Consider the following 14,857-nt stretch of genomic DNA (forward strand, 5'->3'; position numbering starts at 1 on the left):
CTATGTTAAAATAAGAATAGATTTTGCGGCTGAAGGAGGAAATAGAATTGAAGATTACAGAAGGATATATGCCATTTAAAGGCTATCAGACATACTATCGGATCGTGGGAGAATGCAGAGAGGGGAAAAAGCCGTTAATTTTGATGCACGGAGGACCGGGATCGACACATAATTATTTTGAAGTACTGGATTCACTGGCAGAAGATGGAAGAGCACTCATCATGTACGATCAGCTTGGCTGCGGAAATTCCTATGTAGACCATCGCCCGGATCTTTGGAATCAGGAAACATGGACAGAAGAGCTGATCGCGCTTAGAGAACATTTGGGTTTAAAAGAAGTACATTTGCTTGGACAGTCATGGGGTGGAATGCTGGCGCTTTCGTATGTATGTGACAAGAAACCGGAAGGTGTAAAGAGTCTGATTCTGTCCAGTACATTACCTTCATCAAAATTATGGGCAGAAGAGCAGCATCGCATGATCCGCTTTATGCCGCAGGAAATGCAGGATGCGATTGCCCATGCAGAGGAAACAGGAAATTACGATGATGAAGCATATTTGAAAGCGAATGAAGAATTTATGATGCGCCATTGTGCGGGAACGCCGGATCCGGAAGGACCGGAATGTCTGACAAGAGAGAAAAAATCCGGTTCAGAATCTTATGTGACGGCGTGGGGACCGAATGAATTTACTCCACTTGGCAATTTGAGGGATTTTGAATACCGCGATCAGCTTGGGGATATAAAGGAGCCTGCGCTTGTGATTAGCGGAATTAATGATCTATGTACGCCTGTTGTGGCGAAAACGATGTATGATGGAATCCCGAATGCAAAATGGGAGCTGTTCCGCTATAGCAGACATGCATGTTTTGTAGAAGAGACGGAGAAATATATTCAGATTGTGCGTGATTGGATGAACGAAAATGACTAAGCAGGCGATAGAACTGAAAAAAATTGAAGATTCAAAGCAGGACTATATGGAACTCCTTCTGCTGGCTGATGAGCAGGAAGATATGATTATGAAGTATCTGGACCGGGGGATGCTTTTTGCGGCATATGATGAGAATCTGCTTGTAGGCGTATGTGTTGTGACAGAGGAGAAAGAGACGTATGGTGCAGGGGCATATGAAATAAAAAATCTGGCAGTCAAAGAGCAGCTGCAGCGCCGCGGATATGGGAAAAAGATATTAGAAGAGATCGAGAATCGTTACCGAGAGTGCTGCAAAGTTCTGTATGTTGGTACGGGGGACAGTCCGCTGACAGTGCCGTTTTACAAATCCTGCGGATATGCAGAATCTCATCGCGTAAAGAACTTTTTTATCGATCACTATGACCATCCAATCGTTGAGGCGGGGGTAGTGCTGAGGGATATGGTGTATTTCTATAAAAAAATATGAAAAGAGAGGGAAAGAATATGCTGTGTATTAAAAATGGTTTAATTCATGATGCAGTGAACAGAGAAGCTTATAAGGGAGATATCCTTGTAGAGAACGGAAAAATCAGTGCAATTGGGAGAGATATTTCTGTAACGGAAGAAACAGAAATCATTGATGCAGAGGGATTACAGGTATATCCGGGATTTGTTGAGGCACACTGTCATCTCGGACTCGATAACTATGCTTGTGGATTTGAAGGAGATGACTATAATGAAATGACAGATATTATCTGCCCTCAACTGCATGGCTGTGATGGCATTTATCCTCAAGATCCTACATTAAAAATGGCTGCAGAAGGTGGAGTTACTTGTGTTGCTACAGGCCCAGGATCAGCAAATGTACTGGGAGGCACGTTTGTAGCGATAAAAACAGTCGGAAAACGTGTAGATAAGATGATTGTGAAAAATCCTATTGCCATGAAATGTGCATTTGGAGAAAACCCAAAACGCTGCTATCGTGATAAATCCTGTTCTTGCCGTATGGATGTAGCTTCCAAACTTCGCGAAACACTGAAAAGAGCGAGAGACTATATGGAGAGAAAGGAAATGGCGGGAGAAGATATCAGTAAACGCCCGGTTTATGATCCGAAGCTGGAAGCACTGATTCCAGTTTTGAAAAAAGAAATTCCATTAAAGGCGCATGCACATCGGGCAGATGATATTTTTTCAGCAATTCGAGTAGCGAAAGAATGTGATGTGCGTCTAACACTGGAACATGTGACAGACGGATCACTTATTGCAGAAGAACTTGCAGAAGAAAACTATCCGGTAGCGGTTGGGCCTACATTTGGTCATGCAACGAAACTAGAATTGATTAATAAATCGTTTGAAACACCTGGAATTCTTGCAAAAGCAGGCTGTCAGGTATCAATTATTACAGATTCGCCGGTAATTCCACAACAGTATCTTGCACTCTGTGCAGGATTTGCAGTGCAAAGTGGAATGGATGAATTCGATGCATTGAAGGCGATTACAATTAATCCAGCCAGACATATCGGAGTAGATAACAGAGTAGGATCGCTTGAAGTGGGAAAAGATGCTGATATTGTTATTGCGGATGGTTCACCATTAATTTCTACAACAAGAATCGTAAAAGTACTGATTGACGGAAACATTATATAGAAAAGAGGATATTATGACAGAAAAAGAAAAAATGGAAAAATATATGATGCAAATTATGACAAGGAGCTAGAACAGGAAAGACTGGAATGTAAAACGCTATGTCAGGAATACAATCATCTGCCAATAAAAGATATGGAAAGAAGGAGAGCGCTGATTAAAAAAATATTTGGAAAAACAGGAGAGCAGATACATATAGAACCGGATTTCTGGTGCGATTACGGACGATATATTACAGTGGGAGAGAATTTTTATGCAAATCACGGCCTAGTCATTTTAGATGCGGGAGGCATAGTTTTCGGAGATAATGTGTTTATTGCACCGAATTGCGGATTTCATACATCCGGACATCCAATAGATTTTGAAAGAAGAAATCTGGGATTAGAATACGCATATCCAATTCATGTAGGGAATAATGTCTGGTTTGGAGCAGGGGTACAAGTAATGCCAGGTGTTACAATTGGCAGTAATGTAGTGATTGGAGGCGGGAGCGTTATTGTAAAAGATATTCCATCAGACAGCGTAGCTGTGGGGAATCCGTGCAGAGTGATCCGTGCAATTACCGAAGAAGATAAGGAAAAATGTTGGGATAAGTAAAAACTTGAAATAGTATGCCAGATATTTGAGCAAATCAGCAGTTAACAATCCAGATGAGAGGTGCATTTACAGAAACACATGGTTTGTGGTTGCTGAACGATATATTTTTTGACCATCGTCGCTATTTGAGCTGTTTTAACATAATCTCTATTTCCACTACATACATTGTAAAAAGATGTATCTAGGGGAACATTTGTGAAAGATTATATCGAAGAGAGAGCTGTGGAAATTGCGAGTTACATCATAGAAAATAATGCAACTGTGCGTCAGACGGCGAAGAAATTTGGAATTAGTAAGAGTACGGTACATATAGATGTAACAAAAGAGGTGTTTTTGTGAAGGGTGTTTATGAGGTGAGGTACAGAGAGAAAAGTTATGAGAAAGGTCGCAGAAATGCGGTCTTTTTCTTTTTGGTGATTTTATTGTGTTATGAAAGGAAATCGGTTAAAATAGAACACAGAAAGCAGGTGGAAGAATCATGGCAAAAACTTTTTTGTGGATAGAAGATCGAAAAGGAAAAGCAAGCTATACATTTTGGGAAAATCTCATGAAACAACTTTGTTCGGATGTGATCGTTGAAAGTAAAAAGAATAATAGTGAGTTAGTGAAAGCTGTAAGGGCATTACAGGATGCTGAAAACAGATATATCATTGTTTTTGATAATTCCTTTGATAATCTGCAGATTATTATGGAACAGAAACGATTGAAGAAATATGTGAATGAGAAAGAAAATGTTTTTCTGCTGGACATTATTTGTTTTGAGTATCTTCTTTTAGAATTTAAAGAACTGATAGAATGGATTTATGCTCCGGAGGATGAATTTTTGCAAAAGAGAGCCAGAGCAATTGCGGCAAGACACAAACTTGTAGAATCCCTGCAGGATGATAATTTTGATTATAAAGGAATACGAGAAATTATAGATTATGATAAAAACATTGAAGAACATAATATTGAGCAATTGTCGGCAAAGTTATTATTTGATTTGACAAGAAATACTGGATTTGAAGTGTCAAAAAGTGTACTTGGAGAATGTTGGATAAAGTCTTGCTGTGAATGGAAAGAGCGACAGGAAGATGACATCTGTGGATTGGATAATAGCAGACTGTCTGTGTTTGATAAAATGAAAAGAATTTATATGGGAAGCTCGTTGAAACTACAGTTTCCGAAAGTTGGATTGGAGGTAGTGTCGTGATAACGATTTTTAAAAATAAGAAAGACATACCTCAGGATAAAGAATATATAGAACTGAATGATATATTTTTTAATCAGAATACAGCAACGAAACTGGATGACAGAGCAGCAAAGTATATTCAAATGATAGACGGTTCGGAACTTATCAGCAAATATAAAATTCGATCACGCTTTGAAGATATTACATTGAATACAGATCAGCTTTCTACAGGTTGTAAAACGGTATTGAATATATTATATTTTCCAAATAAAGTGTTTTGTTTAAAAGAATGTGGAAATAATGCTTTGGAAATATTATATGGTTTCGAAGAGGGATATGTATATAGTGATTATGCAATGATTCCTTTTAATATGGAACGTGTGAAGGTTCAGACGAGTAGAGGATGTAAGGTGATCGAGGATTATGAGGAACTAAAGGAGTGGTGGGAAAATGAAGAGTAAACCGGTTGTAATGGAACATTTTTCAACAGTGCATACCTCGTTTGTGGTGGACTTTACATTTACCAATAATATAACAATCTTAATGGGAGATTCAGGAACAGGAAAGACAGCAACATTTTCATTTATCAGAGAATGTATGGCAGTTAATCCTAGGATTTTGTGTTTGGATAATTATGATTATCAGAAAGATATAAAAGAAATAATCAGCCAGACAGAGGGAAAACTGGTTGTCATTGATAATGCAGATATTTTATTAAATGACGATACACGGAAGTATATTTCGTTAGATGATAGAAATCAGTATCTGATTATCGGAAGAAATCCTAAAAATCTGTTCGCAACGAAAGAAAATCTATTTGAATTGGCAAGTGAAAAGGTCGGAGAGCAGACGGTGTTTACGATAAAACCGTATATATAAAGTGGAACTTGTGTGTTGAGAATTGCAGGTGGCGGTATGAATATAGAAGCATATGATACGGAAACTTTGAGGAAGATTGTTCGGTTACTTGAATATGAAAATAGATTATTAAAAGATAAATTGAAAAAAGAAAATATTCCATATGATGAGACTAATCCTTTTGAAGAGACAATAGAAAATGCAGAAGAGTATGATCTCGATCAGGGAGCGCGTATTGTCCATCCTACGTTTATTACGGAGAAGATGGCGATACGCTTCTTTTCTATGTTTTGGGGAAGAGAGGATGTCTATGCCAGGCGCGGCAAGAATGGCGGTTATTTTCCACAATGTGATAATAGGTGGGATGCTAAACTTTGTCCGAAACAGCGTGGAGAAAAGATGATTTGCGATGAGTGTGAAAATAAAAAATGGACAAAACTGGATGTGAAGAAAATCGTTTCGCATTTGCTGGGATATAAGGAAGATGGTTCGGACGTAATCGGTGTATATCCGCTGCTGCCAGATGGAACATGTAGATTTCTCGTGTTTGATTTTGATAATCACGAAAAAGGTGCGGAAACAACAGATTTTGCCAACATGGATAATGAGTGGCATAAAGAAGTGGATGCTCTTAGAAAAATGTGTGAGATTAATGGAATTAAACCTCTGATTGAACGTTCTTGTTCCGGGAAAGGCGCCCATGTATGGATATTCTTTCAAAAAGCAATACCGGCTTCATTAGCCAGAAATTTCGGATTTTTATTGTTGGATAAAGGTTCTGAGTCTATTAATTTGAAATCTTTCCATTATTATGACCGTATGTATCCGTCTCAGGATGTGGCAAGCAGTATTGGCAATCTGATTGCACTGCCATTGCAGGGACAGGCGCTTAAAAATGGTAATAGTGCGTTTGTAGACGTGAATTGGAATGCATATCCTGATCAATGGGATGTTTTACTTAATAAAACAGAAAAACTTAGTATCGAAGATATAGAAAAGTATATGGCAAAGTGGCAGGCAGAATTAGCGGAAAGCAAAGGAAAGCTTGCAGGTATTGATATAAACAACAGACCAAAGCCATGGAAAAAGAAGTGTGAGTTTGTGAAAACTGATGTGGTTGGAGAACTTCATATGGTACTCAGTAATGGTGTCTATGTCGATACGCTGAATCTCATGCCGAGAATACAAAATCAAATCAGAAGTTTGGCGGCTTTTGACAATCCGGAATTCTATAAAAACAAAAGATTGGGATACTCAAACTACTATAATTTTAGTGCTGTTTATTTAGGGAAAGATATTGATGGCTATATCCGAGTGCCACGAGGATTAAGAGAACGAATTACTGAGGAATGTACGAAAGCAGAAATTCCAATCGAGATATCTGATCAAAGGGAAATCGGTCTCCCAATTAGAGTCTCATTTAAAGGTGATTTGCGGTTGCAACAGGAACTTGCGGCGGAGAAGTTGCTAAAGGATTCAGATGGTGTGCTAGAGGCCGCAACCGCATTTGGAAAAACAGTTGTGTGCAGTTACCTGATTGCGGAACGAAAGGTGAATACACTGATTTTATTACAGAGTAAAGATTTGCTTAGTCAATGGGTAGATGAACTGAATAAATTTCTTGATATCAGGGAAGAACCGCCGGAGTATGAAACGAAGACAGGACGAAAGAAAAAGAGAGACAGTGCAATAGGCATTTTATATGGAAGTAAGAATACATTGACTGGTATTGTAGATATTGCGATGGTCGGTTCCATGTACAGCAAAGGAAAGTTTCAAAATTTAAAACATGCTTATGGAATGGTTATTGTGGATGAATGTCATCATGCAGCATCACATACATATATGGAAGTGTTGCAGAAAATCAATGCCAAATATGTTTATGGGGTATCAGCAACACCGAAACGTGGTGATCATCTGGATAAAATTATCTATATGATGCTGGGGCCATTAAGGCATCGCTTCACAGCATTGGAAAGAGCCGAAGAGCAGGGAATAGGACATTATTTTGTTCCAAGATATACAAGAGTGATCGATACTGTGGATAGTAGGAATGATATCAATAAAGCCTATAGTTTAATCAGCACTAGCAAAGTACGAAATGAAATGATTGCAAATGATGTAAAACAAAGTATTTCACAGAATCAGACTCCGGTTATATTAACTCGATACAAAGAACATGCAAAAATCCTGTATGATATGTTAAAAGATGAAGCAGACCATGTATTTCTCTTGTATGGAGATAATTCGGATAAGGAAAATGCAGAAATACGGATACGATTAAAACAGGTTCCACGTACAGAAAGTCTTATATTGATTGCGACTGGTCAAAAGATAGGGGAAGGATTTGATTTCCCGAGATTGGATGTACTGATGCTTGCGGCACCGGTATCTTTTGAAGGGCGTTTGGAACAGTATATAGGAAGACTGAATCGTGATTACGAGGGAAAAGAAGCGGTTTACGTGTATGATTATATTGATGCACATATGAGAAAGTTTAATAAAATGTATGGGAAAAGACTTCGAACCTATAAGAAAACAGGATTTTCTGTTTGGACAGGAGACTTGCAAGAGAAACAGGTTGTTCATGCGATATTTGATTCTGGCAATTATACGGAAAAATTTGAGCAGGATTTGGTGGAGGCAGAAAAATCAATCGTGATTTCCAGTCCCAATATCCGGCAGGAGAAGATTGACAGGTTGTTAGTATTGGTAAAAGAATGCCAGGAAAATGGTGTGAGTGTTACAGTCATTACAACGGATCCGGAGAAAGTTATATATGGCAATGCAGATATATGTTATGAGCTGATCCGGGAGATGCAGAATGTGGCTATCAATGTTGTAACAAAAGAAGAAGTAGAGGAACGATTTGCAGTCATAGATGAGGAGCTGGTGTGGCATGGCGGTATGAATCTGTTGGGGAAAGAAGATGTGTGGGACAATCTGATGCGCATTAAAGACCATCAGGTAGCGGCGGAACTGTTGGAGATTGCATTTTGTATTACAGAAGAGAAAAAGGAAGGAGAAAATTGATGATTGCACCGAGAAAAGTAAGATTTGAAGCAAAGAAAAAAGAAAATGAAAATCTGGAATTTCGTACATTTTTAAAATGCCATGCGGATGAAAAGGAATTGGACAAACAGTTTAAAAGACTTCACGATGAATTGTTTTCAAAGTATGATTGCAGTAGATGCAGAAATTGCTGCAAAATGTATCATGGAAGTATTCCGAGTGAAGATTTGGAAAGAGATGCGGAATTTTTGGATTTGACAAAAGAGCAATTTGTTGAGAGGTATTTGATTAAAAATGAAGTAGAAGATACATATGAGACAAAGAATAAGCCGTGCGATTTTCTGCAAGATGATGGTAATTGCAAATTAGGAGAATGCAGACCGGAGAGCTGTAAAAAATATCCTTATACGGATCAACCGGATAGATTGCAGAGTCTGTATAGTGTGCTGAATGCGGTGGAAGTCTGTCCGGTGGCGTTTGAGATATATGAGAGACTGAAAAAAGAATATGGATTTCGGTTTAGATAAGATGATTTTCTAATGAGAAAAATTCAAGAAGAAAAAATATAGGAAGGAGCTAGGATGGTATGGGAATTTGGAGAAATGTGACTGATACTTTTTCGGAAGAAAGAAGACATTATTCAAATACATATTTAGAAATATGTGAAGTTTATGATGAAGCTGTTGAAGTGAGTATATTTTCGGCAGATAATAGTCAGTATGAAATTTATGTTTCCTATGGAATCATGTATGGAATTATTTATTGCAGTCAGGAAGAAGCTTATGAAAAATTTGAGGAAATTAAGAGAGTTCTTGAAAAAGATTATGAAGAAAATAAAGAACCGTCAAATCAATTTATAAATGAATTTGCAAAAATATATGGTTTGTGTTTGCCCAATGATATATTTTTTGATGCACCATCCCTGTTTGAACTGTTCTAACATAATCTTTATTTCCCCTGCATACATTGTAAAAAGATGTATCCAGGGGAATTTTTGTGAAAGATTATATCGAAGAAAGAGCAGTGGAAATTGCGGAGTATATTATGGAGACAAAGGCGACGGTGCGACAGACGGCGAAGCGATTTGGGATAAGCAAGAGCACAGTACATATAGATGTAACAAAAGAGATATTTTTGTGAAGGTTGTTTATGAGGTGAGGTAAGAGCCTCTAAATGCTTTAATTGAAGTCCTAATACAGAATAAGAATTAAGGGAACGTTTTTATGCGCTTCCTTTTTTGATGCTCAACCATATTAAGAGGTATCATCTGAAGTGATTTGAAATCTAATGGAAATATTGATGATTTTCAGATGCACTCTTTTTATCCCATCTTTTTTGCTAAATTTGAGATAGAAAAATTAATAAATGATTTCTTAAAGAAGGTTTATGAAGATAAGAAATTGAAAGAAGGGGAAGAAAAGATGTACGGTGCGATTCTTGGTGATATGCTTGGTAGTTCTTTTGAGTTTGATGAAGTAACAAAATCAAAGGAAAAATCAAAGGAGTTTCCTCTGTTTGGCAGATGGAGTCAGTATACGGATCAGGGCAACCGCATAAAAAATATTAATACCAAAATCATCACTTTTCCGTTATAATAAAAGAAAAGGGTGATTTTTATGATGGAAATGAAAATGTATTTTTCAGATTTAGCAGATAACAGAGATAACCGGGGACTGAGACACGACCTTGGAAATATTATAGTTATGAGCATTTATGCTGTCTTATGCGGTTATACAGATGCAGAAAATATGGCATTTTTTATAAAACTTCAAGAACCTTATTTTGAAAAAATACTGGATTTAAAGTATGGGACTCCGTCTGCGGATACCCTGCTTCGGGTGTTTGCGATTATAGAACCGGAAAAATTTATGGAGATGTTTTATCATTGGATCCGGGATGTACTGTCCACACTTCAAAAAAATGAAATTACGGAACCGCAACGGATTGCCATTGACGGGAAAGCAGTTCGTGCAGCGGCAGTAAGGGGTGGAAATATCCCCTATATCATATCCGCATATTTGGAAAATTATGGTCTTTCCATCGGGCAGTTAAAAGTAGGAGAAAAAACAAATGAAATCAAAGAAATACCAAAGCTGTTAAAGAAACTTGATATTTCAAAATGTGTCATAACCATTGATGCAATCGGTTGCCAAAAGGAGATTGCGAAACAGATTGTAGAACAAAAGGGGCATTATTGTCTTGCAGTAAAAACAAACCAGGCAATCCTGTATGATGAGATCAGAGAATATTTTTCTTATGCAGAAAAGGAAGAACCTGAAAAGCTCAGTGCCTATGAGACATTTGAAAAAAATCATGGGCGGATTGAAAAAAGGAAGTACAAAATCTCACAGGATATTGATTATCTGACGGGAAAAGAGAATTGGAAGGGATTAAAATCCATCGGCAAGGTAGAAAGCATCCGGGAAATTGATGGAAAAAGAAGTACCGAAACAAGATATTATATCTTAGATCAGGAAATGACATCAGAAGAAATGTCTCATATCGTAAGAGGGCATTGGGAGATAGAAAACAGTCTGCATTGGGTATTGGATGTTCATTTCCGGGAAGATGCCTGTAAGATTAAAGCAGAAAAGGCAATGCAAAATCTGTCCCTGATCAGAAAAATTTGTTATAATCTGATGAAGCTGGATAAACGGTTTGATAAAAAGAAAAAAATGACTTATAAGAAAATGAGTATGTTATATACGTATCATTTAGAATATATACAGGAATTGATTTTTCAGAAAATTGCAAAAAACATTTAAAAATATCCATCAAGGGATTTCATTCCCCAGATGGATATTTTTATGCGGTTGCCCTGGTATACGGATGATACGGTATTGACTGTTGCGATTGCGGAAGCACTTTTGGATGAAGCGTGGTAAAAATGCAAAACCATATAATAGCTGGGGGAATGGAGTTGCAATGCGGGTTTCTCCGGCAGGATGGCTTTATGATTCTTTAGAAAGAACTAGAGAAGTTGCGAGAGCAACGGCAAATGTTTCTCACAATCATCCAGAAGGACTCAAAGGTGCGGAGGCTACTGCGTCTGCTATATTCATGGAAAAATTAAAGGAAAAGTTTTTCTTGGTGTGATATAATAAGGACGGAATTTGAATTGTACGGGAGAAGTGCATGTATACGAAACAACCAAAAAAACTTTTAATCCTGTATATTATGGAAATCTTCCAAAAATATACAGACGAAAATCATCGTTTAAGTCAGAAAGAAATTGGAGATATTTTAGAAAAAGAATACGATATGCAGGTAGAACGAAAAGCTATCAAGCGAAATATTATGGATCTCATTGAAGCTGACTGGAACATCGGGTACACAGAAGTTCCAAGAAAAGGTGGTCCAGTGCTGACCGACTTTTACTTAAAACAAAAATTTACCTATGAAGAATTGCGGATGCTGATTGACGGTTTGATGTTTTCTAGACACATCCCTTATCATTTTGTGAAGGAATTAATTGGGAAGCTGGAGTCCTTATCCAATGTTTATTTTCATTCTCATGTACAGCATATCCATCCCCTGCCAGAGGATCGTTCCAAGAACAAAGATATTTTCTTAAATATTGGATTGTTAGATGAAGCCATCCATTTCAATAAGAAAGTCTCTTTTGAGTACATGGAATATGGAACAGACAAAGAGCTTCACTCCAAAAGAACAGCAGATGGATCTGTTCGTATTTATATTGTGACACCCTATCAGATGGCAGCCAAGGACGGAAAGTATTATTTAATCTGCAATTATGACAAATATAACGATATTTCCAATTATCGAGTGGACCGGATCCGAAATATCCAGATATTAGAGAAATTTGGAAAGCCATTTGAATCTTTAGAGGGAACCAATGGGCAACGTTTGAATCTAACGGAGTATATGAATGAACATATTTACATGTATTCCAGTTCCAACTCTTATGTAAAGCTTCGAATTGTAAAACCAATGATATCCGATGTGATCGATTTGTTTGGAAAAAATGTGCAGTTTTACGATGAATCAGAAACACATATTTCAGTGCGTGTAAGAGTCAATGAGCGTTCTATCTTACAGTTTGCAAAAAACTTTGCACCGGATGTTGTTATTTTATCGCCAGAAAGATTGAGGAATCAGATGCGGTTAGAGCTAAAGAATGCCCTCAAAGCATATCAGGAATAAAAAGGGAGGAGTACCAATGGAAGCATTTTCAAAGTCAAAGTATTGTTCGTATTGGCAGTGCCCGAAATTAGCATGGCTCAATCAGCATCGGCCGGAAGAATGTGTAACAGATGGAAATGCAGATGCACATATGGAAGCAGGACGGGAAGTAGGGAAATTAGCCAAATCTTTATTTGGCCCATTTGTTGCTGTGACAAGCTATGTGGATCAACAGTTGGATCTTTTCACTATGTTGGAGAAAACAAAGAGTGAAATGGAAAAAGATACCCCTGTTATTTGTGAGGCCGCATTTTCCTATGAAGGTTGCTATTGTGCAGTAGATATCTTAAAGAAAACAGATGATGGTTGGGCTATCTATGAAGTGAAAAGTTCGACTGCAATCGTAGATAGGGAAGATGTGGAACCAGTGTATGCGGCGGATATTGCATATCAAAAATATGTATTGGAGCATTGCGGTGTATCCGTTACAGGTACATATCTTGTAAATATTAATAGCAACTATGTACGAGAAGGAGAACTTAATCTACAAAAATTATTCTGTATTCGAGATGTCTCTGATGCTATAAAGGAAGAATTAAAAGACGTAAAAAAACATTTAAAAGAAGCACGGGAGATATTAACAAATCCAGAAGAACCCGCCTGTGATTTGGAAGTAGGGTGTTATTCTCCTTATCCATGCACCTACTGGAACTATTGTACAAAGCATGTGCCAAAAGAATCGGTCTTTGATTTGTATCGACTTCCGTTTAAGAAAAAACTGGAATATTACCATCAAGGTTTGATTTCCTATCAGGATTTAAACAAAAGTGGAGTGATCAAAAATCCAAAACAGCAAAGACAAATAAGCTTTGTCTTAGAGGAAAAGGGAACCTATGTTGAACGAGAGAACATCAGAGCATTCTTAGAACAACTAACTTATCCGTTGTATTTCTTGGATTTTGAAACCATGCAGCCAGTGATTCCTCTTTTTGATGGAACAAAGCCTTACCAACAGATTCCATTTCAATATTCGCTTCATTACATCGAATCAAAGGGTGGATTATTGAAGCATAAAGAATTTTTGGCAGAGTCGGGGATAAATCCTTTACGTGAGATCGCAGAAGCATTATGCAGGGACATCCCAATGAATGTATGTGTGACCGCATATAATAAAGCTTTTGAATGCACAAGATTAAAAGAACTAGCTAGAATGTTCCCTGACTTGGAAGCGCATTTATTAAATATAGAAGCTCATATTGTGGATCTTCTAGTCCCATTTCAGTCAGGTTATTATTACAATCGAGCAATGGGAGGCTCCTTTTCTATTAAAAGTGTACTTCCTGCAATCTTTCCAAATGATCCTGAATTGGATTATCATAGCTTGGAAGGTGTACATAATGGGTCTGAAGCAATGACAATTTTTCCGAAGATTAAGGATATGTCAAAAAAGGAGCAGGAAAAGGCAAAAAGAAATTTATTGAAGTACTGTGAACTGGATACGTATGCAATGGTAAAGGTTTGGGAGGAGTTGTGTGAAGTGAGTTTTGATTTAGAAAAGAGAATTCCGAAGGAAGTTGAAAGTTTCATAAAAACCATTAGAGGAGATTTCAAAGCATGCTTTGTAGAAGATAAAGACAAAGTAGATGTCATAGTAGATGCGCTTTATTCCGGATATTTAGATGCTTGTAGAACTTTTAAGGGACAAGAAAAAATCAGTAAGATTAAGGTTGAAAATGAGAAAGCTGACGGAACAGAAAATAATAAATTACGGAGTATTGCAGAGGATATTTATAAGTATCTTTGTGATGGAAATAAAGACAAATTCAATGAGCAACATGATAAATGGTGTCAGTGGTTTGTGGACTATTGGGGGATGAAATATGGTCAAGCACAAAAGATAGTAAATATGGCTTTTAAATATATGTATTGTGTTTGGTACGGGAAAAAAGAATATAAAGAATATTTGGAGAAGTGTGAAGCGTGCCATATGCCACTTGATAGTTTCAGTTTGGAATGGATTAACAGATGTTATATTAAAGGCAAAAATTTAGAAAAATATACAAAGTATTTTGATAATTTAGTGTGGAAACAAAATCCTCTTAAAAAAAGTAAACCAGAATATTTTATGAAACAAGATAAAGAGAAGGGACCTATTGGATCCTGGAGCACATTGGAACATGGAAGTGCTGAAGAGAAAAGCCTAAAATGTACCTATCAGTTTTACGTAGATTTACTTCATGATGAATTAGGAGATGTATCTCCTTTATTGGTAGACTTTTATGTATGGCCGAGAATGCAAATGATTCTTTCAGCGGAAGCTTTTATAAAAACATTTAAAGATGAAGAGGATCATACAGAAGATTCTGATAATTTAAATAATGGATATATAAATAAATATGCACTAGGAAACTTAAATGATACATTGCTTGAGAAACTTCAGCAAGTAAAACAAATCACAGAATCCGCAATGGTAAGGATAGGTGTATTAAATGAATAATTTTTAGTAGAAAAGTCTGTCGAAAAC

General features: G+C 37.2%; 16 protein-coding genes and 1 pseudogene. All 17 read left to right on the forward strand.

Annotated elements, in window-relative coordinates:
• Positions 1-47 precede the first annotated feature (47 nt).
• On the forward strand, positions 48-929 hold the full coding sequence (locus tag KFE17_13795; protein QUO31872.1) for a proline iminopeptidase-family hydrolase: 882 nt from the start codon (positions 48-50) through the stop codon (positions 927-929).
• 7 nt (positions 930-936) lie between these two features.
• On the forward strand, positions 937-1,395 hold the full coding sequence (locus tag KFE17_13800; GenBank protein QUO33725.1) for a GNAT family N-acetyltransferase: 459 nt from the start codon (positions 937-939) through the stop codon (positions 1,393-1,395).
• A 17-nt stretch (positions 1,396-1,412) separates the two neighbouring features.
• Complete coding sequence (locus tag KFE17_13805) at positions 1,413-2,555, forward strand: amidohydrolase (protein QUO31873.1); 1,143 nt, start codon at positions 1,413-1,415, stop codon at positions 2,553-2,555.
• A 39-nt stretch (positions 2,556-2,594) separates the two neighbouring features.
• Positions 2,595-3,149, forward strand: coding sequence for a sugar O-acetyltransferase (locus tag KFE17_13810; protein QUO33726.1), 555 nt, complete (start codon positions 2,595-2,597; stop codon positions 3,147-3,149).
• A 195-nt stretch (positions 3,150-3,344) separates the two neighbouring features.
• Positions 3,345-3,488, forward strand: a complete 144-nt coding sequence (locus tag KFE17_13815; GenBank protein QUO31874.1) for a sporulation transcriptional regulator SpoIIID — start codon at positions 3,345-3,347, stop codon at positions 3,486-3,488.
• A gap of 139 nt (positions 3,489-3,627) precedes the next feature.
• Positions 3,628-4,341: a hypothetical protein gene (locus KFE17_13820; protein QUO31875.1), complete on the forward strand. Its 714-nt coding sequence runs from the start codon at positions 3,628-3,630 to the stop codon at positions 4,339-4,341.
• Positions 4,338-4,781 (forward strand): DUF4869 domain-containing protein, encoded by a 444-nt coding sequence (locus KFE17_13825; GenBank protein QUO31876.1) that lies wholly within the window; start codon positions 4,338-4,340, stop codon positions 4,779-4,781. Before KFE17_13820 ends, KFE17_13825 begins: the two co-directional genes overlap by 4 nt.
• Complete coding sequence (locus KFE17_13830) at positions 4,771-5,199, forward strand: ABC transporter ATP-binding protein (protein ID QUO31877.1); 429 nt, start codon at positions 4,771-4,773, stop codon at positions 5,197-5,199. The genes KFE17_13825 and KFE17_13830 overlap by 11 nt, the downstream gene beginning before the upstream one ends.
• Positions 5,200-5,235: 36 nt before the next feature.
• Positions 5,236-8,211 carry a DEAD/DEAH box helicase family protein gene (locus tag KFE17_13835; protein QUO31878.1) on the forward strand — a complete coding sequence of 992 codons (2,976 nt, stop codon included), beginning with the start codon at positions 5,236-5,238 and terminating at the stop codon, positions 8,209-8,211.
• Positions 8,211-8,717, forward strand: coding sequence for a YkgJ family cysteine cluster protein (locus KFE17_13840; GenBank protein QUO33727.1), 507 nt, complete (start codon positions 8,211-8,213; stop codon positions 8,715-8,717). The genes KFE17_13835 and KFE17_13840 overlap by 1 nt, the downstream gene beginning before the upstream one ends.
• 59 nt (positions 8,718-8,776) lie before the next feature.
• Positions 8,777-9,130: a hypothetical protein gene (locus KFE17_13845; GenBank protein ID QUO31879.1), complete on the forward strand. Its 354-nt coding sequence runs from the start codon at positions 8,777-8,779 to the stop codon at positions 9,128-9,130.
• 56 nt (positions 9,131-9,186) lie between these two features.
• Entirely contained in the window at positions 9,187-9,330 is a 144-nt protein-coding gene (locus tag KFE17_13850) for a sporulation transcriptional regulator SpoIIID (GenBank protein QUO31880.1), read from the forward strand.
• A 137-nt stretch (positions 9,331-9,467) separates the two neighbouring features.
• Positions 9,468-9,785, forward strand: a complete 318-nt coding sequence (locus tag KFE17_13855) for a hypothetical protein (protein ID QUO31881.1) — start codon at positions 9,468-9,470, stop codon at positions 9,783-9,785.
• A gap of 21 nt (positions 9,786-9,806) precedes the next feature.
• Entirely contained in the window at positions 9,807-10,955 is a 1,149-nt protein-coding gene (locus tag KFE17_13860) for an ISAs1 family transposase (protein QUO31882.1), read from the forward strand.
• A 30-nt stretch (positions 10,956-10,985) separates the two neighbouring features.
• Positions 10,986-11,286, forward strand: a pseudogene (locus KFE17_13865) (ADP-ribosylglycohydrolase family protein).
• Positions 11,287-11,325: 39 nt separating this feature from the next.
• The gene (locus KFE17_13870) at positions 11,326-12,354 is read left to right on the forward strand and encodes a WYL domain-containing protein (GenBank protein QUO31883.1); all 1,029 of its coding nucleotides are present in this window, start codon (positions 11,326-11,328) and stop codon (positions 12,352-12,354) included.
• A 16-nt stretch (positions 12,355-12,370) separates the two neighbouring features.
• Complete coding sequence (locus tag KFE17_13875) at positions 12,371-14,830, forward strand: DUF2779 domain-containing protein (protein QUO31884.1); 2,460 nt, start codon at positions 12,371-12,373, stop codon at positions 14,828-14,830.
• Positions 14,831-14,857 lie beyond the last annotated feature (27 nt).

The organism is Faecalicatena sp. Marseille-Q4148 (genome assembly GCA_018228665.1).
Lineage (GTDB): Bacteria > Bacillota > Clostridia > Lachnospirales > Lachnospiraceae > UBA9414.